Source organism: Streptomyces sp. NPDC007863, assembly GCF_040633895.1.
Taxonomy (GTDB): Bacteria; Actinomycetota; Actinomycetes; order Streptomycetales; family Streptomycetaceae; genus Streptomyces.
In genome coordinates this window covers 44727-68929 of the sequence record NZ_JBEYEI010000011.1, presented here as the reverse complement: position 1 = coordinate 68929, position 24203 = coordinate 44727, and the positions used below count along the sequence as shown (strand labels likewise).

General features: G+C 73.2%; 25 protein-coding genes. 13 read left to right on the top strand and 12 right to left on the bottom strand.

Going from position 1 to position 24203, the window contains the following annotated elements; translation table 11 throughout:
* Positions 1-37: 37 nt before the first annotated feature.
* Positions 38-1306: an alanine racemase gene (locus ABZ621_RS18675; RefSeq protein WP_360605771.1), complete on the top strand. Its 1269-nt coding sequence runs from the start codon at positions 38-40 to the stop codon at positions 1304-1306.
* Positions 1307-1319: 13 nt separating this feature from the next.
* On the top strand, positions 1320-2927 hold the full coding sequence (locus tag ABZ621_RS18670; protein ID WP_360605769.1) for an amidohydrolase family protein: 1608 nt from the start codon (positions 1320-1322) through the stop codon (positions 2925-2927).
* Here ABZ621_RS18670 and mptB read toward each other — a convergent pair.
* Together mptB and ABZ621_RS18660 are read right to left on the bottom strand one after the other, a co-directional pair.
* Positions 2924-4309 (bottom strand): polyprenol phosphomannose-dependent alpha 1,6 mannosyltransferase MptB, encoded by a 1386-nt coding sequence (mptB, locus tag ABZ621_RS18665; RefSeq protein WP_360605767.1) that lies wholly within the window; start codon positions 4307-4309, stop codon positions 2924-2926. The two genes, ABZ621_RS18670 and mptB, sit on opposite strands and share 4 nt — an antisense overlap.
* A gap of 22 nt (positions 4310-4331) precedes the next feature.
* Positions 4332-4760: a hypothetical protein gene (locus ABZ621_RS18660; RefSeq protein WP_360605765.1), complete on the bottom strand. Its 429-nt coding sequence runs from the start codon at positions 4758-4760 to the stop codon at positions 4332-4334.
* 118 nt (positions 4761-4878) lie between these two features.
* Here ABZ621_RS18660 and ABZ621_RS18655 point away from each other — a divergent pair, with 118 nt between their 5' ends.
* The 6 genes from ABZ621_RS18655 (at position 4879) to ABZ621_RS18630 (ending at position 11334) form a co-directional block, all read left to right on the top strand.
* Entirely contained in the window at positions 4879-6090 is a 1212-nt protein-coding gene (locus ABZ621_RS18655; protein ID WP_360605763.1) for a pyridoxal phosphate-dependent aminotransferase, read from the top strand.
* Positions 6091-6202: 112 nt separating this feature from the next.
* Positions 6203-6577 carry a hypothetical protein gene (locus ABZ621_RS18650; protein WP_360605761.1) on the top strand — a complete coding sequence of 125 codons (375 nt, stop codon included), beginning with the start codon at positions 6203-6205 and terminating at the stop codon, positions 6575-6577.
* Between the two features lie 207 nt (positions 6578-6784).
* Positions 6785-7909: a hypothetical protein gene (locus tag ABZ621_RS18645; RefSeq protein WP_360605759.1), complete on the top strand. Its 1125-nt coding sequence runs from the start codon at positions 6785-6787 to the stop codon at positions 7907-7909.
* The gene (locus tag ABZ621_RS18640) at positions 7906-9162 is read left to right on the top strand and encodes a toxic anion resistance protein (RefSeq protein ID WP_360605757.1); all 1257 of its coding nucleotides are present in this window, start codon (positions 7906-7908) and stop codon (positions 9160-9162) included. The genes ABZ621_RS18645 and ABZ621_RS18640 overlap by 4 nt, the downstream gene beginning before the upstream one ends.
* Entirely contained in the window at positions 9159-10757 is a 1599-nt protein-coding gene (locus ABZ621_RS18635) for a VWA domain-containing protein (protein WP_360605755.1), read from the top strand. The genes ABZ621_RS18640 and ABZ621_RS18635 overlap by 4 nt, the downstream gene beginning before the upstream one ends.
* Positions 10744-11334 (top strand): hypothetical protein, encoded by a 591-nt coding sequence (locus tag ABZ621_RS18630; protein WP_360605753.1) that lies wholly within the window; start codon positions 10744-10746, stop codon positions 11332-11334. The genes ABZ621_RS18635 and ABZ621_RS18630 overlap by 14 nt, the downstream gene beginning before the upstream one ends.
* Positions 11335-11473: 139 nt before the next feature.
* Here ABZ621_RS18630 and ABZ621_RS18625 read toward each other — a convergent pair whose 3' ends face one another.
* Positions 11474-13291, bottom strand: coding sequence for a phosphoenolpyruvate carboxykinase (GTP) (locus ABZ621_RS18625; RefSeq protein WP_360605751.1), 1818 nt, complete (start codon positions 13289-13291; stop codon positions 11474-11476).
* 198 nt (positions 13292-13489) lie between these two features.
* On the opposite strand from ABZ621_RS18625, the gene ABZ621_RS18620 reads away from it, so the two are divergent.
* Together ABZ621_RS18620 and ABZ621_RS18615 are read left to right on the top strand one after the other, a co-directional pair.
* A complete protein-coding gene (locus tag ABZ621_RS18620; RefSeq protein WP_360605749.1) occupies positions 13490-14188 on the top strand; it encodes a hemolysin III family protein in 699 nt (232 codons plus the stop codon).
* Positions 14189-14215: 27 nt separating this feature from the next.
* The gene (locus ABZ621_RS18615) at positions 14216-14812 is read left to right on the top strand and encodes a TetR family transcriptional regulator (RefSeq protein WP_360605747.1); all 597 of its coding nucleotides are present in this window, start codon (positions 14216-14218) and stop codon (positions 14810-14812) included.
* On the opposite strand, the gene ABZ621_RS18610 is transcribed toward ABZ621_RS18615, so the two are convergent.
* From ABZ621_RS18610 to ABZ621_RS18600, 3 genes are read right to left on the bottom strand one after another with little or no spacing between them, the layout of a single operon-like run.
* Positions 14778-15815, bottom strand: coding sequence for a glycosyl hydrolase (locus tag ABZ621_RS18610; protein ID WP_360605745.1), 1038 nt, complete (start codon positions 15813-15815; stop codon positions 14778-14780). The two genes, ABZ621_RS18615 and ABZ621_RS18610, sit on opposite strands and share 35 nt — an antisense overlap.
* A 1-nt stretch (position 15816) precedes the next feature.
* A complete protein-coding gene (locus tag ABZ621_RS18605; protein WP_360605743.1) occupies positions 15817-16476 on the bottom strand; it encodes a vitamin K epoxide reductase family protein in 660 nt (219 codons plus the stop codon).
* 17 nt (positions 16477-16493) lie between these two features.
* The gene (locus ABZ621_RS18600) at positions 16494-16997 is read right to left on the bottom strand and encodes a DUF5949 family protein (RefSeq protein ID WP_360605741.1); all 504 of its coding nucleotides are present in this window, start codon (positions 16995-16997) and stop codon (positions 16494-16496) included.
* A gap of 149 nt (positions 16998-17146) precedes the next feature.
* On the opposite strand from ABZ621_RS18600, the gene ABZ621_RS18595 reads away from it, so the two are divergent.
* Entirely contained in the window at positions 17147-17545 is a 399-nt protein-coding gene (locus ABZ621_RS18595) for a tyrosinase family oxidase copper chaperone (protein ID WP_360605739.1), read from the top strand.
* A complete protein-coding gene (locus tag ABZ621_RS18590) occupies positions 17529-18395 on the top strand; it encodes a tyrosinase family protein (RefSeq protein WP_360605737.1) in 867 nt (288 codons plus the stop codon). Before ABZ621_RS18595 ends, ABZ621_RS18590 begins: the two co-directional genes overlap by 17 nt.
* A gap of 75 nt (positions 18396-18470) precedes the next feature.
* Here ABZ621_RS18590 and ABZ621_RS18585 read toward each other — a convergent pair whose 3' ends face one another.
* The 6 genes from ABZ621_RS18585 to ABZ621_RS18560 all read right to left on the bottom strand — a co-directional run bounded on the left by ABZ621_RS18585 (position 18471) and on the right by ABZ621_RS18560 (position 22761).
* Entirely contained in the window at positions 18471-18749 is a 279-nt protein-coding gene (locus ABZ621_RS18585) for a chaplin (protein ID WP_360605735.1), read from the bottom strand.
* Between the two features lie 297 nt (positions 18750-19046).
* Positions 19047-19559, bottom strand: coding sequence for a hypothetical protein (locus tag ABZ621_RS18580; protein ID WP_360605733.1), 513 nt, complete (start codon positions 19557-19559; stop codon positions 19047-19049).
* 123 nt (positions 19560-19682) lie between these two features.
* A complete protein-coding gene (locus tag ABZ621_RS18575; protein WP_360605731.1) occupies positions 19683-20705 on the bottom strand; it encodes a hypothetical protein in 1023 nt (340 codons plus the stop codon).
* Between the two features lie 161 nt (positions 20706-20866).
* Positions 20867-21139, bottom strand: coding sequence for a hypothetical protein (locus ABZ621_RS18570; RefSeq protein WP_360605729.1), 273 nt, complete (start codon positions 21137-21139; stop codon positions 20867-20869).
* 244 nt (positions 21140-21383) lie between these two features.
* Positions 21384-22247, bottom strand: coding sequence for a hypothetical protein (locus tag ABZ621_RS18565; protein ID WP_360605727.1), 864 nt, complete (start codon positions 22245-22247; stop codon positions 21384-21386).
* Positions 22248-22521: 274 nt separating this feature from the next.
* Entirely contained in the window at positions 22522-22761 is a 240-nt protein-coding gene (locus tag ABZ621_RS18560; RefSeq protein ID WP_360605725.1) for a chaplin, read from the bottom strand.
* 379 nt (positions 22762-23140) lie between these two features.
* Here ABZ621_RS18560 and ABZ621_RS18555 point away from each other — a divergent pair, with 379 nt between their 5' ends.
* A complete protein-coding gene (locus ABZ621_RS18555; protein ID WP_360605723.1) occupies positions 23141-24202 on the top strand; it encodes a DUF3344 domain-containing protein in 1062 nt (353 codons plus the stop codon).
* Position 24203: the final 1 nt, after the last annotated feature.

Below are 24203 nucleotides of genomic sequence, written 5' to 3'. Positions count from 1 at the left end.
GGGCGTTGCACACAATGCAACACCTGGAGGAGGGATCATGCCGACCGACCTGTCGGACGAGCGCGTCGACCACCGCTTCAAGGGCCTCCCGCCGGACGCCGAGGGCCTGACCGTCGGCGAGCTGGCCGCCCAGCGCCGCTCCCTCTTCACCGGCGGCTTCACCACCCCGGTCCTCGCCCTCTCCGCCGAGTCCGTCGAGCACAACCTCCGCGCCCTGGAGGAGTACGCCGAGCGCCACGGCCTCGCGTTCGCCCCGCACGGCAAGACCTCGATGGCGCCGGTCCTCTTCCACCGCCAGATCGAGCACGGCGCCTGGGGCATCACCGCCGCCGTCCCCCACCAGGTGCGGGTCTGCCGCGCCCACGGGATCGACCGGGTCTTCCTCGCCAACGAGGTCGTCGACCCGGCGGCGCTGCGCTGGCTCTCCGCCGAGCTGGACGCCCACCCGGACTTCCGCCTGGTCTGCTACGTCGACTCGGTGCGCGGGGTCGAGCTGATGGACGCGGCGCTGCGCGCGGCCGGGGCGCGGCGCCCGCTGGACGTGGTGGTGGAGCTGGGCGCCGGCGAGGGGGCGCGGACGGGCGCGCGGACGGAGGCGGAGTGCGCGGCGGTCGCCGACGCGGTCGCCGCGACGGCCACGCTCCGGCTCGTCGGCGTCGCCGGCTACGAGGCCGAGGTGCCGGGCGGGGACGGGGAGACGGTCCGCGCCTGGCTGCGGCGGCTCACCGGGCTCGCGGTCGCCTTCGACAAGGACGGCCGCTTCGACCCGGCCGCCGGCGAGATCGTGGTGAGCGCGGGCGGCAGCTCGTGGTTCGACGCGGTCGCCGACGTCTTCGCGGAGATCCCGGAACTCTCCCTCCCCGTCCTGAAGTTGCTGCGCTCGGGCGCGTACGTCTCGCACGACGACGGGCAGTACCGCGAGAAGACGCCCTTCAACCGGATCCCCGAGGAGGGCGCGCTCCAGCCGGCGTTCCGCCTCTGGTCGCAGGTGGTGTCGCGGCCGTCCGCCGGGCAGGCGTTCACCAACGCGGGCAAGCGGGACGCCGCGTACGACCTCCACCTGCCGGAGGCGCAGGTGGTGCGGGACGCCAGGACGGGCGAGGTCCGGCCCGCCGACGGGGTCACCGTGACGGCGCTCTCCGACCAGCACGCGTGGCTGCGCACCGAGGGCGGCGCGGGGGTGGAGGTCGGCGACTGGGTCGGGATGGGCCTGTCGCACCCGTGCACGTCCTTCGACAAGTGGCAGCTGATCCCGCTGGTCGAGGCGGACGGCACGGTCGTCGACTACGTCCGCACCTTCTTCTGACCGGGGGCCGGGGATGACGGATCTGGTCTTCCGGGACGCCGAGGTCGTCGACGGCTCCGGCGCGCCCTCCTACCGGGCCGACGTGGCGGTCGAGGACGGCAGGATCGTCTCGATCGTGAAGGAGGCCGCGGCGGCCGGCTGCCAGCGGCCGACGGCCACCCGGATCGTCGACGCGGAGGGCCTCGCCCTGTCCCCCGGCTTCGTCGACATGCACGCCCACAGCGACCTCGCGCTGCTCCGCGACCCGGAGCACACCGCGAAGGCCGCGCAGGGCGTGACGCTGGAGGTCCTGGGCCAGGACGGGCTGTCGTACGCGCCGGTGGACGACCGCACCCGCGCGGAGGTGCGGCGGACGATCGCCGGATGGAACGGCGGTGGCCCCGACGACACGACCGTGGACCTGGACTGGCGGACGGTCGGCGGGTACCTCGACCGGCTCGACTCCGCGCACGGCGGCCGGGGCATCGCGGTGAACGCCGCCTACCTCGTCCCGCAGGGCACGGTCCGGATGTACGCGATGGGCTGGGAGGACCGGCCCGCGACCCCCGCCGAACTCGACCGGATGCGCCGGCTCGTCGCCGAGGGCCTGGAGCAGGGCGCGGTCGGCATGTCCTCCGGCCTCACCTACACCCCCGGCATGTACGCCCCCGACGCCGAACTCACCGAGCTGTGCCGGGTGGTGGCGGAGTACGGCGGCTACTACTGCCCCCACCACCGCAGTTACGGGGCGGGGGCGCTGCGCGCGTACGAGGAGATGATCGCGCTGACCCGGGAGGCGGGCTGCGCGCTCCACCTCGCGCACGCCACGCTGAACTTCGCCGAGAACGAGGGCCGCGCCCCCGAACTCCTCGCCCTCCTCGACCGGGCCCTGGACGCCGGCGCGGACCTCAGCCTCGACACGTACCCCTACACCCCCGGCTGCACGACCCTGCTCGCGCTGCTCCCGTCGTGGGCGCAGGAGGGCGGCCCGGAGGCGGTCCTGGCGCGCCTCGCGGACGGGGCGGCGGCGGAGCGGATCCGGTACGACCTGGAGGTGACCGGTTCGGACGGCTGCCACGGGGTGCCGGTCGACTGGCGGACGGTGGAGGTCTCGGGCGTCTCCGACCCGGCGCTCGGGGACCGGGTGGGCCGGCGGCTCGCCGGCTGGGAGGAGGCGCGGGCGCTGCTCCTCGCCGACCGGCTCGGCACCACGATCCTCCAGCACGTGGGCCACGAGGAGAACGTGCGGGCGATCATGCGCCACCGGGTCCACACGGGCGGTTCGGACGGCATCCTCCAGGGCGCCAAGCCGCATCCGCGCGCCTACGGCACCTTCCCCGAGTACCTGGGGCGGTACGTCCGCGAGGAGGGCGTCCTCTCCCTGGAGGAGTGCGTGGCCCATCTGACCTCGCGCCCGGCGGCCCGGCTCAGGCTGCCCGACCGGGGCCTCGTGAAGGAGGGGTACGTGGCGGACCTGGTGCTGTTCGATCCGGCGACGGTCGCGGCGGGAGCCACGTACGAGGCGCCCCGCACGCTGCCCGTCGGCATCCCGCACGTCCTGGTCGCGGGCCGCTTCGTCATCGAGGACGGCCGCCGCACGGACGTCCTCGCGGGCCGCTCGGTGCGCCGGACGCCGTTCTAGACGCGCTCCTCCGGGCGGGCGGCCGACGGCCACCGGTCGCGCCGCAGCCACACCGCGCCGAGGGCGAGGACGAGGCCGGCGGCGACGAAGCCGTACCAGGGGGTGCGGCCGGAGGGCTGCGTCTCGTACACGAGGGCCGCCGAGACCACGGCGAGCACCTGCCCGCCCCGGCTGTGCCAGGCGACGGCCGCGACGACGGCCGTGCCCCACAGCAGGTACCAGGGCTGCACCATCGGCGAGAGGGCGACCAGCGCGACGAGCCCGTAGCCGAGCCCGAGGACGGGGTCGATCCGCCCCCGGTACGCCCGCCACGCGAGGGCCGCGATGATCGCGACGGCGGCGAGCAGCCCCAGTTTCTGGACGACCGCCTTGACCGGCTCGGGGTCGTCGGCGACCAGCGTGCCGAGCGCGAGGCCGAGGTCGCTGGTGAGCGAGAGCGGGGTGTGGATGGCCCCGGCGACGGACTGCGTCCCCAGCCAGCCGAAGCCGGTCCCGGAGACGAGGCTCGCCGCGGCGGCGACCGCGCCGGCGACGGCCGGCGGAAGCAGCAGCCCCTTCAGGAGCCCGCCGCGCCGGGCGACGACCACCGCGATGAAGAGGAGCGCGACGGCCGCCGGCGACTTCACCATCACGGCGCAGCCGACGAGCACGCTGCCGAGGACCCACCGGCCGCGCACGGCGAGGAGCGTTCCGCCGAGCATCAGCCCGATCATGAGCCCGTCGTTGTGGGCGCCGCCGACGACGTGGATCAGCCAGAGCGGGTTGAGCACGGCGAGCCAGAGGGCCCCGTCGCCGCGCCCGAAGCCGCGCACCGCCCAGACGGTGAGGGCGAGCGCGCCGACGGCGACGAGCCGCAGCAGCAGGACGGCCGGGACGACGGCCCCGCCGGTCAGCTTCACCACGCCCTCGGCGAGGAGCAGGAAGACGGGCCCGTACGGCGCCGGGGTGTCGGTCCAGTTCCCGCCGACGCTCGCCGCCGCGTCCGCCCCGAGCTGCCCGGGCCCGAGCACGGAGGGCCCGGCGCCGTAGACGTCGTACCCCTCCAGGACCATCGCGCCCTGCGCGATGTAGCTGTACACGTCGGCGCTGTGCAGCGGCGGCGCGACGAGGAGCGGCGCGGCCCAGCAGGCGAGGGTCACCAGGACCCGGTCGTGGACACCGCGCGCGAGGAGCACGCCGTACCGCCACCAGGCCCCGACGAGCAGGGTCAGCCCGACCGCCGCGACGACGGCCCCGGCGGTCTCGACGGCACCGTCACGCGGCGCCCACAGGGACCCGCCGCCGACCACGGGCAGCGCCCCGGCCGCGTACCCGCCCAGGGTCACGCCGACCGCGCCCACCACACCCAGCCACCGGCACCCGGAAGCGCTCACCACCCACATGACCTGCAAACCTACCTCGGTCTCAGCGCGGGCCCTTCCCGTTGCCCCGTCCCCGGCCGGGCTTGCCGGTGGCGGTGGTGGTGGGGGTGGCGGTCGGCACGGTCTCCGTCGCGGGGGCCGTGGTGGCGGAGGGCGTGGAGGAGGCGGGCGTGGACGGGCGGGCCGTCGACTTGGCGAGACCGGCCGGACCGCTCGTGCCCCGGCTCGGGGCGGGAGCCGGGGTCGTACCGCTCGCCTTGGGGTCGGTCTGGATCAGCGCGGGCAAGCCGCCGCGCTCCGCGTCCCGCTCGGCCGGCCGCTTCGCGCCGCCCCCGCCGGTCAGCGCCACCGCGCCGAGCCCGAGGACGGCGGCCCCGCCGACGGCGACCAGCCACACCGCGCCGCGCCCCCGTCGGGCGGAGGCGTGGCGGCGGCGCCCACGGGGGGCTCTGGCGGGGTCCTCGAAGCTCATGGCCCTGCATTGTAGGGATCACGACAGGCCGGTAGGCGGGCACGTCCGGCCGGGCCTCGGTGCCGGACGTGGCCGAGAACACGACGCATTCGCCCCCCGCCCGCCGTAAGCTCTCGTCATGCAGGTGATCCAGTCCACGAAGCTCGCCAACGTCTGTTACGAAATCCGGGGCCCGGTGCTCGAAGAGGCGATGCGGCTCGAAGCCGCGGGTCATCGCATCCTCAAGCTCAACACCGGAAACCCGGCCGCCTTCGGCTTCGAGTGCCCGCCCGCGATCCTGGAGGACGTCCTCCGGAACCTCTCCGAGGCGCACGGCTACGGCGACGCGAAGGGCCTGCTGTCCGCCCGCCGCGCGGTGATGAGCCACTACGAGACCAAGGGCATCCACCTCTCCGTCGAGGACATCTACCTCGGCAACGGCGTCTCCGAGCTGATCCAGATGGCCATGCAGGCGCTCCTTGACGACGGCGACGAGGTCCTCGTCCCGGCCCCCGACTACCCGCTGTGGACGGCGTCCGTCTCCCTCGCGGGCGGTACGGCGGTGCACTACCGCTGCGACGAGCAGTCGGACTGGATGCCGGACCTCGCCGACATCGAGCGGAAGATCACCGACCGCACCAAGGCGATCGTGATCATCAACCCGAACAACCCCACGGGCGCCGTCTACGACGACGAGATGCTCCGCTCGCTCACGGACCTCGCCCGCCGCCACGACCTCGTCGTCTGCTCGGACGAGATCTACGACAAGATCCTCTACGACGGCGCCACCCACACGCCGACCGCCGCGATCGCCCCCGACCTGCTGTGCCTCACCTTCAACGGCATGAGCAAGAACTACCGGGTGGCCGGTTTCCGCTCCGGCTGGCTCGCGGTCTGCGGCCCGAAGCACCACGCCTCCTCGTACATCGAGGGGCTGACGATCCTCGCGAACATGCGGCTGTGCGCCAACATGCCGGCCCAGCACGCGGTGGCGGCCGCGCTCCAGGGGCGGCAGTCGATCGAGGACCTGGTGCTGCCGGGCGGGCGGCTCCTGGAGCAGCGGAACACCGCGTACGAGCTCCTGACCTCGATCCCGGGCGTGACCTGCGTGAAGCCGAAGGGCGCGCTGTACCTCTTCCCGCGCCTCGACCCGAACGTCTACAAGGTCAAGGACGACCGGCAGATGGTCCTGGACCTGCTCCGGGCCGAGAAGATCATGGTGGTGCACGGGACGGGCTTCAACTGGCACGAGCCGGACCACTTCCGGATCGTGACGCTGCCGTCGGTCGCCGACCTCACGGACGCGGTGACGCGGATCGGCCGCTTCCTGGACGGCTACAGCCAGCCCTGACACGCCGCCGCGGGCGGCGCCCCCGGTCTTGACCCATCCTTGAACCGGACCGGAATCAACTTTAGACGGAATCTAAGCTAGGCTGGTCCCCGAGCAGTCAGGAGGCCGTCCCATGTACGAACCGATCCGCACCCCCTCGGTCCACACGACGGCCGGCGCGCCCGGCACCTTCCCGCACCGTTCCCGCGAGGAGGAGCTGGACATCCAGCTCGCCGGCCACCTCTCCGCCCTGCTCGCGGTCACCGACGAGCTCGGCGACGGCGAGGGCGGCGAGCAGATCGCCCGCCAGGTGGCCCGCCTCCGCGGCGCGCCCCCCGCCCGGCACGCCGCCCTGAGCGGCGCCACCCCCGAGGCGCTCCACCGCAAGGCCCACGCCCTCGCCGGCCGGGCCCTGCTCGTCGCCGCCTCGCGCGCCGACACCTCCGCCGCCATCCTCGCGGCCACCCGCATGGACACCCACACCGCGGCCCTCACCGCCGCCCCCTAGTCGGCCCCGGGCCGCGCGGCACGAACCGCCCGGCCCGGGAGCCATCCACCCCAGGGTCCACACCCACCCGGCACCACCCCACACCCCGGACCACCCCACCCCGCACCACCCCCGCGGCACCGTCCGGGGCGCCATCCGGCGGCCATCCCTCCGGTTCCCATCCGGGATCGCCCCTTCACCTGCCGTACACCCAACTCCCTCTGGAATGTGGGTTTCCGCGAGCACGCTGCCCGCGTGAGACGCATCCTGGGAATCGTCCTGGCCGTCCTGCTCCTCGGCGGCGTGGCCGTCGTCCTCGTGACGGGCGGCGAAAAGGACAAGGGCACGGCAACGAAGACCGTGCGAGGAGTCATCGGCTCGGAGAAGAGCGAGTTCTTCTCCGACCCCGACGTCGTGAAGGCCCTGTCCGCCAAGGGCCTCACCGTGAGCACCGAGACCTCCGGGTCCTGGGACATGGAGCAACTCCCCCTCGCGGGGTACGACTTCGCGTTCCCGTCCTCAAAGGGACCGGCCGACGAGCTGCGCGCCAAGGCCCCCGACAAGGCCGCCGCCGCGCCGCTGCGCCCGTTCTACTCGCCCCTCGTGGTCGTCGCGCACAGCAACGCCGCCCGGGTCCTCGCCGGCAACGGCCTGGCCACCCTCGGCGCCCGCGGCACCAGCGGCATCCTCAAGATGGACGCCTATCTGGCCGCCGTCCGCGCCGACCGCGGCTGGCGCCAGCTCAAGGGCGCCGACAAGCACGCCGAGCTGAGCGGGACGCTCTTCGTCACCTCCACCGACCCGGTGGCCTCCAACTCCGGCGCCCTCTACCTCGCCGCCGCGAGCTACGTCGCCGACGGCGGCCGGGTCGCCGACGGCAAGGAGGCCGTCGCCCGCACCGCCCCGCTGCTCCGCAAGCTCACCCAGGTGCAGGGCGCCCAGCAGACCGGCTCCGACGCCCCCTTCCGGGACTTCGTGAGCGGCGTCGGCAACCCCCTCGTCCTCGTGTACGAGTCCCAGGTCGCCGCCCAGCTGCTCGCCGGCCGGCCCATGGGCGACCTCGTCGTGCTCTACCCGGACACCACGGTGAACAGCGACCACACCCTCGTACCGCTCACCGAGGGCGGCAAGGAGCTGGGCCGGCTGCTCTCCGAGGACCCTGAGCTGCGCCGCCTCGCCGTCCGGCACGGCTTCCGGCCGCAGGGCGCCGCGCCCGAGTTCACCGAGGCCACCAACCCGTACGGCGAATACCTCAACCAGACACTGACCGGAGTCCGCCAGGCGCCCGTGCCCACCGGCGCGGTGCTGCGCGACATGGCGCGGCGGGCCCGTGACCAGGGGGGCACCACATGACCGATCCGACCGACCCGCGCGCCGGCGGCGAGCCCCGCAACCCCTACGCGGGCCCGCCCGAGTCCACCTTCCTGCTGACCCCGCCCGAGCAGGACGCCCCGCTCGTGCTCACCCCGCCCGCCCCGGCCCCCGTGGTCCGCGCCGCGCAGGCCTCCGGCCTGGTGCCGCTGGACGAGTCGGTGCGCGCCGAGACGGCCCGGCGGGCCGAGGAGTACGTGGGCTCGCTCGCCGGACTCGACCCGCGCTCCCCGGAGTTCGCGGGCCGCATCGGCGAGATCGCGGCGCTCGGCTCCGGCGAGATGCGGGCCGCCGCCCAGCAGTCGAACCGGATGCTGGACCGCACGGTCCGCTCCCTCGGCCAGGGCGGCGGCGACGCCTCCGCCCGCGTCGGCTCCTCGCTCGTCGAACTCCGGCGCACGGTCGAGGACCTGGACCCCCGGGACACCCCCGGCAAGGGCTTCAAGGGCCTCCTCGCCAAGCTGCCCGGCGGCAACAGGTTCCGCGACCACGTCGCCACGTACGCCTCCTCGCAGGCGACCCTCAACCGGATCGTCGGCTCGCTGCGCGGCGGACAGGACGAACTGCGCCGCGACAACGCCGCGTTGCAGACCGAGCGGGCCCGGCTCTGGGAGACCATGGGCAAGCTCCAGGAGTTCGCCGTCCTCACCGAGGCCCTCGACGCCGCCGTCGAGCAGCGGATCGCCGGCACCCACGACCCGGCCGAGGCGGACGCGCTCCGCGCCGACGTCCTCTTCCCGGTCCGCCAGAAGCACCAGGACCTCCTCACCCAACTCGCCGTCTGCGCGCAGGGATACCTCGCGATGGACGTGGTCCGGCGGAACAACGACGAGCTGATCAAGGGCGTGGACCGGGCCGCGACGACGACCCTGTCGGCGCTGCGGATCGCGGTCATGCTCGCCTCCGCCCTGGAGAACCAGCGCAAGGTCACCGAGCAGGTGAACGTGCTCCGCTCGACCACCGAGGACCTGATCCGCGGCAACGCCGAGATGCTCTCCACCCAGGCCGGCGAGATCCAGCGGATCGCCGCCGACCCGGCGGTCGGCGCCGAGACCCTGCGCAACGCCTTCCACCAGATCTACCGCACGCTCGACGCCATCGACACGTACAAGGTCCAGGCGACCGAGGCGATGGCGGCGACCGTCTCCTCCCTCACGAGCGAACTCCAGGAAGCGAGCGCACACTTGGACCGCAGCCGCCGCACGAGCGCGCTGGAAGGCGGCCCGTCCGCATGAGACCCCGCACGCTCCCCCGCCTCCTGGCGGGCCTCGCGCTCACCCTGCTCCTCACCGCCACCGCGGGCTCCTGCGGCACGATCGACAACTCGGTCGGCGGCACCGGCGAGCAGCGCGACAAGACCGACTCCAGGCCCGCCGAGCCCGGCACCCTCCGCGTCCTCGCCTCCTCCGAACTCGCCGACATGGCGCCGGTCCTGGAGGACGCCCGCAAGGCGACCGGCGTCACCGTCCGCACCACCTACGCGGGCACCCTCGACGCCGTCGAGCAGATCGCCTCGGGCCGGGCCGAGAAGGAGTACGACGCCGTCTGGCTCTCCTCCAACGACTACCTGCGGCTGCGCCCCGACACCGCCGGCCGGATCACCAACGAGACCCCGGTGATGACCTCCCCGGTGGCGCTCGGCGTCCGCCCCGAGGTCGTCACCCGGCTCGGCTGGGACCCGAAGAAGGTCACCTGGTCGCAGCTCCACCGGGCGGTCGCCGAGGGCAGGCTGACGTACGGCATGACCGACCCCAAGCGCTCCAACTCCGGCTTCTCCGCCCTGGTCTCGGTCGCCTCCGGGCTCTCCGGCGCCCAGTCCGCGCTGAGCGACCGGGACGTGGCGAAGGCGACCCCGAAGCTCCGCGAGTTCTTCACCGGCCAGAAGCTCACCTCCGGCTCCTCCGGCTGGCTCGCCACTGCCTACGGCCGCCGCACCGACATCGACGCGCTGGTCAACTACGAGTCGGTGCTGCTCTCCACGCCCGGCGCGCTCACCGTGATCCGCCCCTCCGACGGCGTCGTCACCGCCGACTACCCGCTCACCCTGCTCACGGCGGCCCCCGCCGCCGCCAAGGAGTCGGCCCAGCGGCTCACCACCTACCTCCGCACCCCGGAGGCGCAGCGCCGGATCACCGAGACCACGCTGCGCCGCCCGGTCGTCGCCGGCGTCGCCCCGTCGCCCCGGCTCGACCGCGACCTGCGGCGCGAGCTGCCCTTCCCCGGCAGCCGCTCGGTCGCCGACGGCCTGCTCGACGCGTACGACAACACCCTGCGCCGGCCCTCCCGCACGGTCTACGTCCTGGACACCTCGGGCTCGATGCGGGGCGAGCGGCTGACCCGCCTCAAGGAGGCGATCGCCGAGCTGACGTCGGACTTCCGGGACCGCGAGGAGGTCACCCTGATGCCCTTCGGCTCCGCGGTGAAGGGCGCCGAGGTGCGGACGTACACGGTCGACCCGAAGGACCCGGCGAAGGCCAGGGACGCGATCCGCGCCGACGCCGGGCGGCTGTCCGCCTCCGGCGGCACCGCGATCTACTCCAGCCTGACCGAGGCCTACCGCAGCCTGGGCGCCGCGCCCCGCGACACCTTCACCTCGGTCGTGCTCATGACGGACGGGGAGAACACCGACGGGATGAAGGCCGCCGACTTCGACGTCTTCTTCCGGGCGCTGCCCGAGGAGCAGCGGCACACCCCGGTCTTCCCGGTCCTCTTCGGCGACTCCGACCGGAGCGAGCTGGACCACATCGCGGACCTGACCGGCGGCAAGCTCTTCGACGCGACGAAGGGCTCCCTGGAGGGCGCCTTCGAGGAGATCCGTGGCTACCAGTGACCGCGTGCTCCGGTACGCGGAGTCCCGCAAGAACCTCACGGGCTGCCTCTGCGGCCTGGCCGGGCTCGGCATCGGCCTCACCGGCGCGGCCGGCGGCCTCTGGCCGCTCGTGGTGCTCGGCCTGTACGGCGCGGGCGCGCTGATCGCCCCGCCGGAGCGGCCGGACGCCCCGGCCTTCCCGAGCGCCGACGAGCAGCTGGAGTCGCTGCGCGCGGACCACGCCACCCTGCGGGAGTACCTCGCGGAGGTGGAGCTGCCGGAGCGGGCCCGCGAGCGGCTCGACGAGCTGGACGTGCTCTTCGAGGCGCTGCTCGAACCGGGCTGGGTCAGCGACCCGGAGCATCTGCACGTGCTGGCCCGCGCGGTCCGCCAGGACGTGCCGGAGGCGGTCGACGCCTTCGTCCGCACCCGTTGGTGGAGCCGGGTGAACTCGGGCTCCGAGCCTCCCGAGCGCCATCTGGAGCGGCAGCTGGCCGCGCTGCGCGAGGAGGCCGGCCGGATCGCCGCGGCACTCCAGGAGGCGGAGGAGCTCCGTCAGCGGGCGCACACCCGCTACCTGGAGGACCGGGGTGACTGATCCCCGCACGGGGAGATGCGCCGGCCCCGGAGCCTGAGGGGGCTCCGGGGCCGGTTGCGTCGTGATGGACCGTCGTGACCCCACTGGTCAGGGCGGTATGTCGGGGCAGCCCACCACGAGTCTCGATACTGCTACGGGATCAGCCCAGGCGCTCGACCAGCGCGCGGTACTCGTCCCACAGCTCCTTCGGCGTGTGGCTGCCGAAGGTCTCCAGGTGCGCGGGGACCAGGGCGGCCTCCTCGCGCCAGACGTCCTTGTCGACGGTGAGCAGGAAGTCCAGGTCCTCCTCGGCCAGGTCCAGGCCGTCGGTGTCCAGGGCCTCCCGGGTCGGCAGGACGCCGATCGGGGTGTCGACGCCCTCGGCCTTGCCGTCGAGGCGCTCGACGATCCACTTGAGGACGCGGCTGTTCTCGCCGAAGCCGGGCCAGACGAACTTGCCGGCGTCGTTCTTGCGGAACCAGTTCACGTAGTAGATCTTCGGCAGCTTCGCCGCGTCGGCGGTGGCACCGACCTTGACCCAGTGGGCCATGTAGTCGCCCATGTTGTAGCCGCAGAAGGGCAGCATGGCGAAGGGGTCGCGGCGCAGCTCGCCGACCTTGCCCTCGGCGGCGGCGGTCTTCTCGGAGGCCACGTTGGCGCCGAGGAAGACGCCGTGGTTCCAGTCGAAGGACTCGGTGACCAGCGGGACGGCGGTGGCGCGGCGGCCGCCGAAGAGGATCGCCGAGATCGGCACGCCCTTCGGGTCCTCCCACTCCGGCGCGATGATCGGGCACTGCCCGGCCGGGACGGTGAAGCGGGCGTTCGGGTGGGCGGCGGGCGTGTCGGACGCGGGCGTCCAGTCGTTGCCCTTCCAGTCCGTGAGGTGCGCGGGCGCCGTCTCGGTCATGCCCTCCCACCACACGTCGCCGTCGTCGGTGAGCGCGACGTTGGTGAAGACGGAGTTGCCCCACATGGTCTTCATGGCGTTGGCGTTGGTGTGCTCGCCGGTGCCGGGCGCGACGCCGAAGAAGCCGGCCTCGGGGTTGATGGCGTAGAGGCGGCCGTCCTCGCCGAAGCGCATCCAGGCGATGTCGTCGCCGATGGTCTCCACGGTCCAGCCGGGGATGGTCGGCTCCAGCATGGCGAGGTTGGTCTTGCCGCAGGCCGACGGGAAGGCGGCGGCGACGTACTTCGCCTCGCCCTGCGGCGGGGTCAGCTTGAGGATGAGCATGTGCTCGGCGAGCCAGCCCTCGTCACGGGCCATGACGGAGGCGATGCGCAGGGCGTAGCACTTCTTGCCGAGGAGCGCGTTGCCGCCGTAGCCGGAGCCGTACGACCAGATCTCGCGGGTCTCCGGGAAGTGCGAGATGTACTTGGTGGAGTTGCACGGCCACGGCACGTCCTCCTGGCCCTCCGCGAGGGGGGCGCCGAGGGTGTGGACGGCCTTCACGAAGAAGCCGTCGGTGCCGAGCTCGTCGAGGACGGCCTGGCCCATGCGGGTCATGGTGCGCATGGAGACCGCGACGTAGGCGGAGTCGGTGATCTCGACGCCGATGGCGGAGAGCGGGGAGCCGACGGGGCCCATGCAGAAGGGGACCACGTACATGGTGCGGCCCTTCATGGAGCCGCGGAAGATGCCCTCGGAGCCCGCGAAGAGCTCCTTCATCTCCGCCGGGGCCTTCCAGTGGTTGGTCGGGCCGGCGTCCTCCTCCTTCTCGGAGCAGATGAAGGTCCGGTCCTCGACGCGGGCGACGTCGGTCGGGTCGGAGGCGGCGTAGTACGAGTTCGGGCGCTTCACCGGGTCGAGCTTCGTGAACGTGCCCTTGGCGACGAGCTCCTCGCACAGGCGCTCGTACTCGGCTTCGGAGCCGTCGCACCAGACGATGCTGTCCGGCTGCGTGATCTCTGCGATCTCGTTCACCCAGGAGACGAGCTCCTGGTGCTGGGTGGGAAGGGGAGCCGCGTTGTCGCGCGCCACGATTGCTCCTTGTAGAGGGGTGTATTCCGCTGTATGCCCCGTGGGGGCCGCGACCCGGATGCGTCGTAGCTGCTCATCCGGTGCCGACCGCACTCATTTGATCATCCGCTGGATACGCCCATATGTCCAGGGGGGTGCACACGTGAGCATCGCCACTCGTATCCGGCACCTACGGGGCCGTAGGTACGATTCGGTGTCATGACTGCAGCCACGCCGGAAGCGACCCCGGTCGCGCCCGAACCGACCGCCCAGGCCCCGTCGCTCCCGCTGAAGCCACGGCTCAGGGGCTGGCTGCACGCGGGCATGTTCCCCGCCGTGATCGTCGCCGGACTGGTCCTCGTCGCCCTCGCCGACACCCCGCGCGCCCGGATCGCCTGCGGGATCTACGTCCTCACCGCCTGCCTGCTCTTCGGCATCAGCGCGCTCTACCACCGGGGCGACTGGGGCCCGCGCGGCGAGGCCGTCCTGCGCCGCCTCGACCACGCCAACATCTTCCTGATCATCGCGGGCACCTACACCCCGCTCACCCTGCTGCTGCTCCCGGACTCCACCGCGAAGCCGCTCATGTGGGCGGTCTGGGCCGCCGCGGCCGCCGGCATCGCCTTCCGCGTCTTCTGGGTCGGCGCCCCCCGCTGGCTCTACACCCCCTGCTACATCGCCATGGGCTGGGCCGCCGTCTTCTTCCTCCCCGACTTCATGCGGACCGGCGGCATCGCCGTCCTCGTCCTGGTCGTCGTCGGCGGCCTGCTCTACAGCGTCGGCGGCGTCATCTACGGCATGAAGCGCCCGAACCCGTCCCCCCGCTGGTTCGGCTTCCACGAGGTCTTCCACTCCTTCACCCTCGCCGCCTTCATCGTCCACTACGTCGGCATCTCCCTGGTCGCCTACCAGTCCTGACCAGGGATGACACGGCAGAATGACCCCATGGCCAGTGGTCTGAGGGAACGCAAGAAGCAGAAGACCCGCGCGGCGATCCGCCGGGCCGGACGACGGATCGCCGCCGCCCACGGCTGGGAGGCCGCCACCATCGAGCGCATCGCCGCCGAGGCCGAGGTCTCCCCCTCCACCGTCGTCCGCTACTTCCCGGTCCGCGAGGACATCCTCCTCACCGACGAGGACGACGAGCACCTCGAAGCCCTGCTGCGCGCCCGCCCGGCCGGCGAGGAACCCCTCGAATCCCTCCGGGCGGTCGTCGTCGAGGCCATCGGCACGGCCCTGGCCGCCGACCCGGAGGAGCTGCGGGTCCGCGCCCGGCTGATGGCCGACACCCCCGCCGTCCGCGCCCGGCTCACCGAGACCACCGCGGAGACCGGCCGCCGGCTCGCCCGCGCCCTCGCCGACCGCACCGGCCGCGCCCCCGACGACCTGGAGGTCCGGGTCTTCGCCGCCGCCGTCCTCGGCGCCCTGCGCGAGACCGTCCTCTACTGGGCGGAGCGCGGCCTCGCCGAGGACCTCACGGCGCTGCTGCACCGCACCCTCGACACCCTCAAGGCCGGGCCGGCCCTCCCAGCGCGCCCCTGACCACCTCGGCCGAGCGCGGATTGGCGGCACACCCCCACACCCCGTGCGGGCAGTAGTCGGTCACCGTCTGGTAGACGGGCCGGTGCAGGGCGAACCAGTCGAGCATCCCCCGGACGTACGCCGGGTTGTCCCCGTTCCGGAAGAGCCCCCACTCCGGGTACGAGACGGGCTTGCCGTGCGCCTTCGCGAAGGCCACGTGGTGCGCGAGCCCGTACTCCTCGGCCACCTGCTCCTCGAAGGAGACGCCCTCGGGCTGGTCGTAGGCGTCCATCCCGATGATGTCGACGACGTCGTCGCCCGGGTAGCACTCCGGCCACGGCACCGCGTCCCGTCCCCGGCTCGGCGTGAAGTCGAAGCGGAACCGCTGCCCCTCGACCCCCCGCAGCACCCCGGCCACCTGCCGCCAGTACGCCTTCCAGGCCGCCGGGTCCGGCCCGCAGCGGTGCCCGTACGTGGTGCCGTTCATCTCCCAGCCGAGGACCAGGACCGCGTCCCCGAGCCCGTGCTCCACCAGCCCCTCGCCCAGCGCCTCGAAGTGCGCGTCGAAGGCGCCGGCCGCCCCGCGCCGCAGCCCCGCCCGCACCTCGGCGTCGCTCAGCCCGGCCTCGTTGCGGTCCATCATCGGCACGTTCAGCACGAAGAGCCGCCCCGGCCGCTCGGCCTTCCACCGCGCCCAGGGCGCGAAGAGCTCCGGATGCCCCTCGATGTTCGACCAGCGGTCGCCCGGCAGATAGGTGTGCCCGACCGTCAGCTCGCCGCCGCCCAGCCACGCCTGCGCCCCGGCGATCCGCCGCACACCCTCCGCGTCGGAGCCGGTGAAGAAGCCGGACGGGACCCCGGGCAGCGGCGATGGCTCGGGCGCGGGCGCGCTCCCGGTCCCGGTGTGCCGCTCGCCCGGCGCGAGCCGGCCGACGATCCCGGGCAGGAGCACGAGCGCGGCGACGGCCGCGAGCAGCACCAGAAGTGCGGCCCGCGGCCGGGAACGAGGGCGGGGACGGCTCACGTCAGCTGGTCCAGAACTCCCACCAGCGGGTCAGGATCAGCATCCCGATGATCCCGATGTGCAGCACGGGCGGCGCGAAGGCGAAGTCCGCGAAGAAGCCCCGCACCGCCGCCGGCGCGGGCAGCACCCCGGTCCGCACGTTGTGCGCGGTGACGTACCAGAACAGGGTGATGGTCGCCGCCCAGGCGAGGCAGCACCACAGGCAGAGGGCGTTGATCTCGTACAGCGACTGCTGCATCAGCCAGGTGCAGAAGCCGACGCCGAACAGCGCCCCGCCGTTCAGCCCGAGCCAGAACCACCCCCGGTACCGGGCCCCCGCCAGGAGCCCGGCGCCGATCGCGACGACGACGCCGTACGTGACGAGGCCGAGCAGCGGGTTGGGGAAGCCGAAGACCGCCGCCTGCTCGCTCTTCATGATGTTCCCGCAGGACACGACCGGGTTCAGGCTGCACCCCGGCTGGAAGCCCGGGTCCTCCAGGAGCTTGAACTTGTCGATCGTGATCACCCACGCGGCGAGGATCCCGGCCGCGCCGGTGACGACGAGGAGCCAGCCGAGCCCCCGTCCCGCACCGACCGTGCCGTCCTCCGACCGCCCGGCCGGGACCGTCCGGTCCTCCCGCCGCTGCCCCGGCACCCCGCTCCGTACCCCGAGCGTCGTCATCGCGCCGCCCCTTCCGCTCAGCCCTGCACGCGCCGGACGGGCAGCAGGACGTGGGCGCACTCCGCGAGCATCTCCTCGTCGGAGACGAAGGCGCGCAGCCGGTCCTCGTCCACGGGCTGCCCGGGGACCGCCTCGGCCCACGGGCGCACCGAGCAGAGGAAGTAGACCTTGCCGGTCTCGCGGGCGGCGGCCTGCCACTCGGCGGGCACCGGGCACTGCACCTTGAGGAAGGGCAGGGTGAGGACGGCGGTGCCGGCCTCGACGAGCAGCGAGGCGCTGATCCCCGCGTCCTTCTCCAGGTCGAAGAGCCGGTCGCCGACCGAGAGGCCCATCGACTCCAGGGCGGCGCGCATGGCCTGCTGCCCGGCCTCCGGCCCGTCCCGGCCGTCGCCGAGGGAATACGCCATGAGGAAAGGCGTGCCGGCGGAGTCTTCGGTGACTTCGCTGGACCACGGAATCACCGTGAGCGTGCCCAGCGGAGAGACGCTGCGCGCCTCGGAAAGGACGTGGGGAGTGGTCATGGAAGGGGATGCTAGTGGGGCAACCACCCTTTCCCCGTACCGAATTCACTCATCCGGCCGACATTCCCCCGCTCGAACTCCCGGCCGCAACGAACAAGGGTTTTCATCGTTGTGCCCTGAGGCCCCTTGTCGACACCAGGAGATCGCCGATGCCCTTCCCGCGCCGTGTCGCCCTCCGGTCGCTCTTCGCGCTGGCCGTCGCCGCCGCCACCGGCGGGACCCTCGGCCGGATCGCCGCCCGGCCGCCGGAGACGGGAGCGGACCCGTACGCCTTCGACGAGATGTACGCGGGCCGCCGGATCCGCGGTCTCACCGGGCCCGCGGGCGAGCCGGTGGCGCTGGTGGACGGGCGGCCGCTGCACCTGATGCGCTGCGCCGACGGCGGCTGGGTGACCCCGCTGGACCACTACGAGTCCTGTCCGAGCCCGCTCGCCGCCACCCGCGCGGCCGTGGACGCGGCGGGCTCGGCCCCGCTCTCCCGGTACGCGGCGGGGCACGGCCTCCACTCCGACCCGACGGGAGGGAACCCGCGTGGTGTACACGCGTAAGAACCAGCGCGACCTGACGACGGCCGAGCGCCGCCGGTTCGTCGCCGCGGTGCTCGAACTGAAGCGCCGCGGCACGTACGACGAGTTCGTCCGGATGCACATCGACCACTACGTCGCCGACGGCGCCGGCCGGCTGCGGACCGCGCACATGGCGCCGAGCTTCCTGCCCTGGCACCGGAAGTTCCTCCTGGAGTTCGAGCGGGCGCTGCGCCGGATCGACGCGACGGTGACGGTCCCCTACTGGGACTGGACCCGGGACTCGACGCCGGCCGCCTCGCTCTGGTCGGAGGACTTCATGGGCGGCAACGGCCGCCGCTCGGACCTCCAGGTGACCACCGGCCCCTTCGCGTACGCCAAGGGGAAGTGGACGGTGAAGCACGCGATGACCGAGACCTCCTTCCTGACCAGGGACTTCGGCCGTCCGCGCGATCCGGTCGCGCTGCCGACGGCGGCCCAGCTGGACGAGGTGATGCGGGAGCGGACGTACGACACGGCCCCGTGGAACTCGACCAGCCCGTCGGGGTTCCGCAACCGGCTGGAGGGCTGGGCGCAGGGCTCGGGCAACGAGCGGTTCCGGATCCACAACCGGGTGCACCGCTGGGTGGGCGGTCTGATGCTCGGCGGCGGTTCGGTGAACGATCCGGTGTTCTGGCTGCACCACTCCTTCGTGGACCTGGTGTGGTCGCGGTGGCAGCAGCGCAATCCGCAGGCGGCGTACCTGCCGGCGGAGCCGCCGCCGCTGGGCGACGCGCAGTACCGCAAGGTGGTGGCGCGGCACCAGCCGATGGCGCCGTGGGGCGTGACGCCGGCCGAGATGTTCGACCACGGCGCGATCTACCGGTACGCCTGACGGCGCGGGGCCCCGGACGCGGGCGTCCCCCCGGCCCTGGTGGGGCCGGGGGGACGCTCGGGGGAAGCGGGGCGGTCAGCCGCCGTAGCCGCCGTCGCCGTTGTCGTGCGGGGCGTCGACGTTGGCGCAGTGGTTGCCGAAGGCCGGGTTCAGCAGGCCGATGACGTTGACGGTGTTGCCGCAGAGGTTGACCGGCACGTGGACCGGGACCTGGACGACGTTGCCGGAGGCGACACCGGGCGAGTGGGCGGCGACGGCCTCGGCGCCCGAGTCGGCGACGGCCAGGCCGGCTCCGCTGAGGGCGACGGCACCGGTGCCGGCCAGAACGGCGGCAGCCTTCGCGATGCGAGACATCAGAACTCCTTGAATGGGTCGAGCGACCGCAGGGATCACGGCCGTCACGTGCGTTCAACGCCGTACCACGGAGCGGGTCACGGTCTTTGGGCCGAAAAGGTGGCCCGCGGTCCGATGTCCGCCCCCCGTCGGATACGAGGGGCGGTACTCCGGGCCGCGGGCCGTGGCCATGCGACAAGCCTTCTGGTGCAACGAGGAAAGGCCCTTGCGGTAGCGGGGAAGAATCGTGTCTTCACTCGCGTGGAACGCACCCGAACGGAATTCCGAAAAGAAGGGGGGAAGGGTGGGGAAAGGGGTTCAGCCGCGCTCGGGTGCGAGGCCGAGCTGGGAGTCGAGGGCGCCGCTGAGCGTCGGGGCGACGAGGCCGAGCTGGGGGTCGGCGAGCTTCGGCAGTCCGGCGAGGCCGTTGCCCTGGGGGGCCTCGACCGGGTGGCCGAGGACGGCGCCGGGGGTGGCGGCCTTCATCTCGGAGTGCGGGGTGGCGAGGAGCGCCCGGCCCGGCTCGCTGCCCTTCAGGAGCTCGGGGAGCGGGGCGTCCACGACGGTCTCGGGCAGGGTGCCGGTGAGCGGGACGGAGGGCAGGGTCACGTCGGGCAGCGCGCCGAGGCCCTTCTGGAAGCCGGTGGGGGCGCCGGGGACGGGCACCGGCACGCCGGTCGCGACGGTCGGGGCGTCCATCGGCAGGACCGGATCCAGGCCCTGGAGGGGAACGATCACCGGGGCCTCGACGGCGGCGGCCGGGACGGCCATGGCGGCGGAGGCGAGCGCGGTCATGAGGAGTCCCATGCCGGCGTGAGAGCGCAGAGTCATGCCGGGTGAACGAGCCACTCGGCCGAAACGTCGCGCGTGGATCCCCCATGTGCAGCAACGCCGGAGGCCCCCACCGGTGAGGGCGGGGGCCTCTGTTGACGTCACGTCAGGAAGGCGCGTACGTCAGTGGCGACGGCTCCGGACGAGGCGGCCGCCCCGGAGCTGGACGACGGTGCCGCCGATGATGAGGGCGGCGCTGACGGCGGCCGCTCCCCACAGGGCGGGGTCGCTGCCCGTGTCGGGGAGTTCGGGCTTGTCGGGCCCGTGGGGCGGGGTGGTCGGCGACGTGGGTTCGCAGCCGGGCTCCGGCTCCTCGCCGGGCTCCGGCCCCTCGCACTCGCCCGGAGGCTCGTCCGGGTTGGTGGGCGGAGTCCACGTCGAGGACGGGGACGTGGGCGGGGTGGTGGGCTCGCAGCCGGGCTCCGGCTCCTCACCCGGCTCCGGCTCCTCGCACTCGCCGGGAGGCTCGTCCGGGTTGGTCGGCGGAGTCCACGTCGAGGACGGGGACGGGGACGTGGGCGGAGTCGTCGGCGTCGTCGGAGTCGTCGGCGGGGTGGTGGGCTCGCAGCCGGGCTCCGGCTCCTCACCGGGCTCCGGCTCCTCGCACTCGCCGGGAGGCTCGTCCGGGTTGGTCGGCGGAGTCCACGTCGACGAGGGGGACGGGGACGTGGGCGGAGTCGTCGGCGGGGTCGTCGGCGGCTCGGACGGCTCCTCGCAGCCGGGCTCCGGCTCCTCGCCGGGCGCCGGCGCCTCGCACTCGTCGTCCGGGGGGTAGGTGGGCGGAGTGCTCGTGGGCGGGTGCGTCGGGTGGGTGGGCGGCGTCGTCGTGGGCGGCGTCGTGGTCGGCGGGTGGGTCGGCGGGTGGGTCGGGGTGGGTTCCTCGGGCTCTTCGCCGTAGCCGCCGTCGGGTTCCTCCGTCGCGTGGGAGCAGAGGTCTCCGACGGCCGACGCCACGTATGCGCCCAGGTCCATGCCGGCACCGCAGAGTTCCGGCGAGAGGGGGGCGTGGGCCTGCCCGTTGCCGGGTCCTGGGGTGTCGCCGGTGCCGGGGTGCGCGTTCGCGGCCAGCGCGAGACCGCCGGTCAGCGACAGCAAGCCGGTCGCTGCCGCCGCGGTGAGTACTTTCCTGCTGATGATGGACCGCATACCGCTCTTCCTCGGGAGAAAGGGAGAGACCGGCGAGGATCCCCCCTCGCTCCGTCCGGCCGCGTCCCGCGCTGACGTTCGCGTGGGACGGTCCTGAGAGTAGGGAGCGGCACACCGTGTGAAGTCGAGGCCACACGGCGACCGGTCAGAAAATCATTCGATCAGCCGCCGAGCGGGTTGACCGGGAGGCCGCCGACCAGCGGGAGGCCCTTGCCGGTCTGGTTCAGCTGGGTCGCGGTGTCGGTGACCGACTTGACCGGGGAGCCCTCGGTGGTGCTGCTGAGCACGTCCGACTTCAGCCCGTTGGCGGCGATGGCCTCCAGGCCGCCGTTCAGGCTGGTCGGCGTGAACGCCTGCTGGGCCATGGCGGGGGCGGCGGCGCCGAGGGCCATGAGGGAACCGGCGACGACCGCGGCGACCTTGGTGGGCTTCATGGGGAGAATCCTTCCTCTGTTCTTTCAACTCGCGTTCCGCACAGGCTTCTTGACGAATTCCCGTGCGTCGCTTCCGTCTTCTGTAACGAGAGGTTCGCTCCCCGGAAACTCCAGGAGGAAGGATTTCTCGACACTGCACCCGATCGAAGGGGACCGGTGCTATTTCCGGATGACCGGACGCGGACGCACCCGTACCGGCCCGGCGGGAGGCCGGACCGGTACGGGTCGGGGGTGCGCGCGCGGGTCAGCGGACCGGTAGCGGCGGCTTCACCGGCACGTCGACCGGCAGCTCCGGCGCCTCGACGGGCGGGTCGACCGGCAGCTCGGGCGCCTCGACCGGCGGGTCGACCGGCAGCTCCGGCGCCTCGACCGGGAGCGCGGGCAGCGCGGGGAGGCCGGCCAGGTCCGGGGCGGGCAGCCCGCTGCCGAGCACGGTGGCGACGGCGAGGTTGACCAGGGAGGTCAGCGTGGCCGTGACCTGCGGGACGACTCCGGCGGCGTCCCCGGAGGTGACGGCGGCGAGCAGCCCGGCGACGGCCTTCTCGACGGTGCCGAGCGCGTCGCCCACCAGATCGACGGGGGCCGCCTGGGCGGCCCTGGCCCCGGCCGTGACGGGCAGGGTCACGGGCGGCTTCACGGGCAGCTCGGCCGGTGCCTCGACGGCCGGAGGGGTGACCGGGGTGTCCGCGACGGGCGGGGTGACCGGCAGCTCCGGGGTGGCCGGGGTGTCCGCGACGGGCGGGGTGACCGGCAGCTCCGGGGTGGCCGGGGTCTCCGGCAGCGGGGCGGGAGCGGTCTGCTTGGCCCGGTCGACGGCGGCCTGGATCTTCGCCTTCAGGGCGTCGGCGTCGGCCGCGGGGAGCTGGCCTTCGTCGGCCGTGAGGGCGGCGGTGACGAGTTCGGTCACGGGGGTCGTCACCCCGCCGACGTCCGCGAGGGCCTTGGTCTGGGTCAGCAGGGCGGCGGCGTCGGGGAGCGGGGCGTGGGCGGCCCGGTCGGCCGCGCGGGAGGGGCGGTGCTCGTCGGCGAAGGCGGGTCCCGCCATGCCGAGGGTGAGGGCGGCGGATATCGCCAGGGCGGTGAGACGGCGTGTAGCCAGGGGACGCATATGTGTTCCTTTTCCTTATGCGTCGGACAACTGCTCTCTCACCGTGCCTGCGGGTATAGCCCTCCGCAACCGCGGAACTACTGAGCGCCACGTCTCCGTTCGAGTGAATCCGCCCTCCGGCCTGCCCCTCGAAGGGGCGTACGCCGTTGCACCGGACGGCGCACGGGCGTGCGTCCGAACGGGTACCGGCCCAGCGGCCGCAAGGAAAAAGCCGGTGCGCCCGCCTCAAGGGGTGGGCGCACCGGCTTCGGAAGGACCGATCCGACGTGCGAGGTCAGACGTTGGCGCAGACGTTGCCGAAGGCCGGGTTCAGCGCGCCGATGACGCTCACGGTGTTGCCGCAGACGTTGACCGGGATGTGGACCGGGACCTGCACGACGTTGCCGGAGCCGACACCGGGGGACTTCACGGCGGCGCCCTCGGCGATGGAGTCGGCGGCGGCGGCACCGGCGGCACCGGCGACCGCGGCGGCGGCACCCACGGTCAGGACGACGGCCTTGGCGATACGGGACATGGAGAAGTTCTCCTCGATCGATTTCCAACTCGGACTGCGCGGACTGTTCGGCCCGGCTCCCTCAACAACGCGCCGGCTATTCGTCGGTTGCTCTCCCGAACGGGTGACGTTCAACCGATCTTTGGCTTGCGGGAGGGCCATTCGAGCGACGGGCCGGAGAAAGGCGCAACACGCTCAACGAGGAACCTGCCGCGCGGATACGGGAGTTAGCGTTTCCGAGCATCTAATGCTTACTATCGCCCCGCGCCGGGGTTATAACGTTCCCGAACGTTGCTTCCGGGCCCGCCGCGCGTTCACCCATTTCGTGCGGACGACACCTCCCCCTCCCCCGGTCTTCACGGGTCTTCCCTTCCTTCTCTCATCAAAGCGGAGAACCTGTATGCGGAATTCAGCGGTTCTTGCCGTGCGTCGCAGCGTGTGGTGCGCCCTGTCGTGCGCGGTTCTGTCCGCCGCGGCGCCGCTCGCCTCCGCCACCGCGCCGCCCGCGCCCGGGGAGGCCGCCCGGATCCCCTTCGCCGCGCGCTACCAGGCCGAGCTGCACGGCGGGATCGTGCGCGCCGCCAACGCCTCGGCGAAGGGCCTCAAGGGCACCGAGACCTCCAACGACGGGACGTCCCTCGGCTACGTCGACGTGGACGACGACCCCAACACGTACAACTCCAGCCGCGCCGAACTGCCCGTGCCCGCCGGGGCGCGGGTGGCCTGGGCCCGGCTGTACTGGGGCGGAAATCTGCGGGTGGGCGAGCAGAAGCCGCCGAAGGACAACGGCCGGGTGCTGATCGCGGAGCCCGGCGGGCAGTACAAGGCGGTCCTCGCCGACACCCTGGTCGGCCACCGCACCGCCGACGGCGCCGACGCCTTCCAGGCCTCCGCCGACGTCACCGAGCTGGTCCGCTGGGCGGAGCCGGGACAGTGGACGGTCGCGCAGGTCAACGTCGCCATGGGCCGCAGCACGGTGGGCGGCTGGGGCGGCTGGACGCTGGTCGCCGCGTACGAGAAGGCCGGGGAGCCGCTGCGCCGGCTGAGCGTCTGGGACGGCTTCGAGACGGTCGGTCCGCGCTCCGGCGAGCTGCGCCTCGCACTCGACGGGAACCGTTATCCGAAGGACACCGAGGGACGGCTCGGAGTGATCGCCTATGACGGCGACCGGGGAACTTCCGGGGATTACCTGGAGGTACGGACGGGCCGTCAGAAGTCGACTCCGATCAACGATTCCGCCAATTCCGTGAACGACTGGCTCAACTCCAGCATCACCGAATTCGGCAAGGCCGGGACGGCACGCTTCCCCGCCGCCGGGAACACCCTCGGGTACGACTCCGACGTCTTCGATCTGCGGGGGGCGCTGCGCAACGGGGCCGACCGTGTCCACGTCCGGCTCGGCAGCCGCGAGGACACCGTCTGGCTCGGCGCGCTCTTCCTGCAGGCGGACGTACGGCGCTGAC

Coding starts and splice junctions, on each gene's coding strand:
- ABZ621_RS18620 (WP_360605749.1), top strand. CDS start 13,490: ATGACTGCAGCCACGCCGGAAGCGACCCCGGTCGCGCCCGAACCGACC.
- ABZ621_RS18660 (WP_360605765.1), bottom strand. CDS start 4,760: ATGAGCTTCGAGGACCCCGCCAGAGCCCCCCGTGGGCGCCGCCGCCAC.
- ABZ621_RS18600 (WP_360605741.1), bottom strand. CDS start 16,997: ATGACCACTCCCCACGTCCTTTCCGAGGCGCGCAGCGTCTCTCCGCTG.
- mptB (WP_360605767.1), bottom strand. CDS start 4,309: ATGTGGGTGGTGAGCGCTTCCGGGTGCCGGTGGCTGGGTGTGGTGGGC.
- ABZ621_RS18655 (WP_360605763.1), top strand. CDS start 4,879: ATGCAGGTGATCCAGTCCACGAAGCTCGCCAACGTCTGTTACGAAATC.
- ABZ621_RS18640 (WP_360605757.1), top strand. CDS start 7,906: ATGACCGATCCGACCGACCCGCGCGCCGGCGGCGAGCCCCGCAACCCC.
- ABZ621_RS18675 (WP_360605771.1), top strand. CDS start 38: ATGCCGACCGACCTGTCGGACGAGCGCGTCGACCACCGCTTCAAGGGC.
- ABZ621_RS18555 (WP_360605723.1), top strand. CDS start 23,141: ATGCGGAATTCAGCGGTTCTTGCCGTGCGTCGCAGCGTGTGGTGCGCC.
- ABZ621_RS18580 (WP_360605733.1), bottom strand. CDS start 19,559: ATGACTCTGCGCTCTCACGCCGGCATGGGACTCCTCATGACCGCGCTC.
- ABZ621_RS18595 (WP_360605739.1), top strand. CDS start 17,147: ATGCCCTTCCCGCGCCGTGTCGCCCTCCGGTCGCTCTTCGCGCTGGCC.
- ABZ621_RS18575 (WP_360605731.1), bottom strand. CDS start 20,705: ATGCGGTCCATCATCAGCAGGAAAGTACTCACCGCGGCGGCAGCGACC.
- ABZ621_RS18605 (WP_360605743.1), bottom strand. CDS start 16,476: ATGACGACGCTCGGGGTACGGAGCGGGGTGCCGGGGCAGCGGCGGGAG.
- ABZ621_RS18585 (WP_360605735.1), bottom strand. CDS start 18,749: ATGTCTCGCATCGCGAAGGCTGCCGCCGTTCTGGCCGGCACCGGTGCC.
- ABZ621_RS18650 (WP_360605761.1), top strand. CDS start 6,203: ATGTACGAACCGATCCGCACCCCCTCGGTCCACACGACGGCCGGCGCG.
- ABZ621_RS18570 (WP_360605729.1), bottom strand. CDS start 21,139: ATGAAGCCCACCAAGGTCGCCGCGGTCGTCGCCGGTTCCCTCATGGCC.
- ABZ621_RS18670 (WP_360605769.1), top strand. CDS start 1,320: ATGACGGATCTGGTCTTCCGGGACGCCGAGGTCGTCGACGGCTCCGGC.
- ABZ621_RS18560 (WP_360605725.1), bottom strand. CDS start 22,761: ATGTCCCGTATCGCCAAGGCCGTCGTCCTGACCGTGGGTGCCGCCGCC.
- ABZ621_RS18565 (WP_360605727.1), bottom strand. CDS start 22,247: ATGCGTCCCCTGGCTACACGCCGTCTCACCGCCCTGGCGATATCCGCC.
- ABZ621_RS18615 (WP_360605747.1), top strand. CDS start 14,216: ATGGCCAGTGGTCTGAGGGAACGCAAGAAGCAGAAGACCCGCGCGGCG.
- ABZ621_RS18635 (WP_360605755.1), top strand. CDS start 9,159: ATGAGACCCCGCACGCTCCCCCGCCTCCTGGCGGGCCTCGCGCTCACC.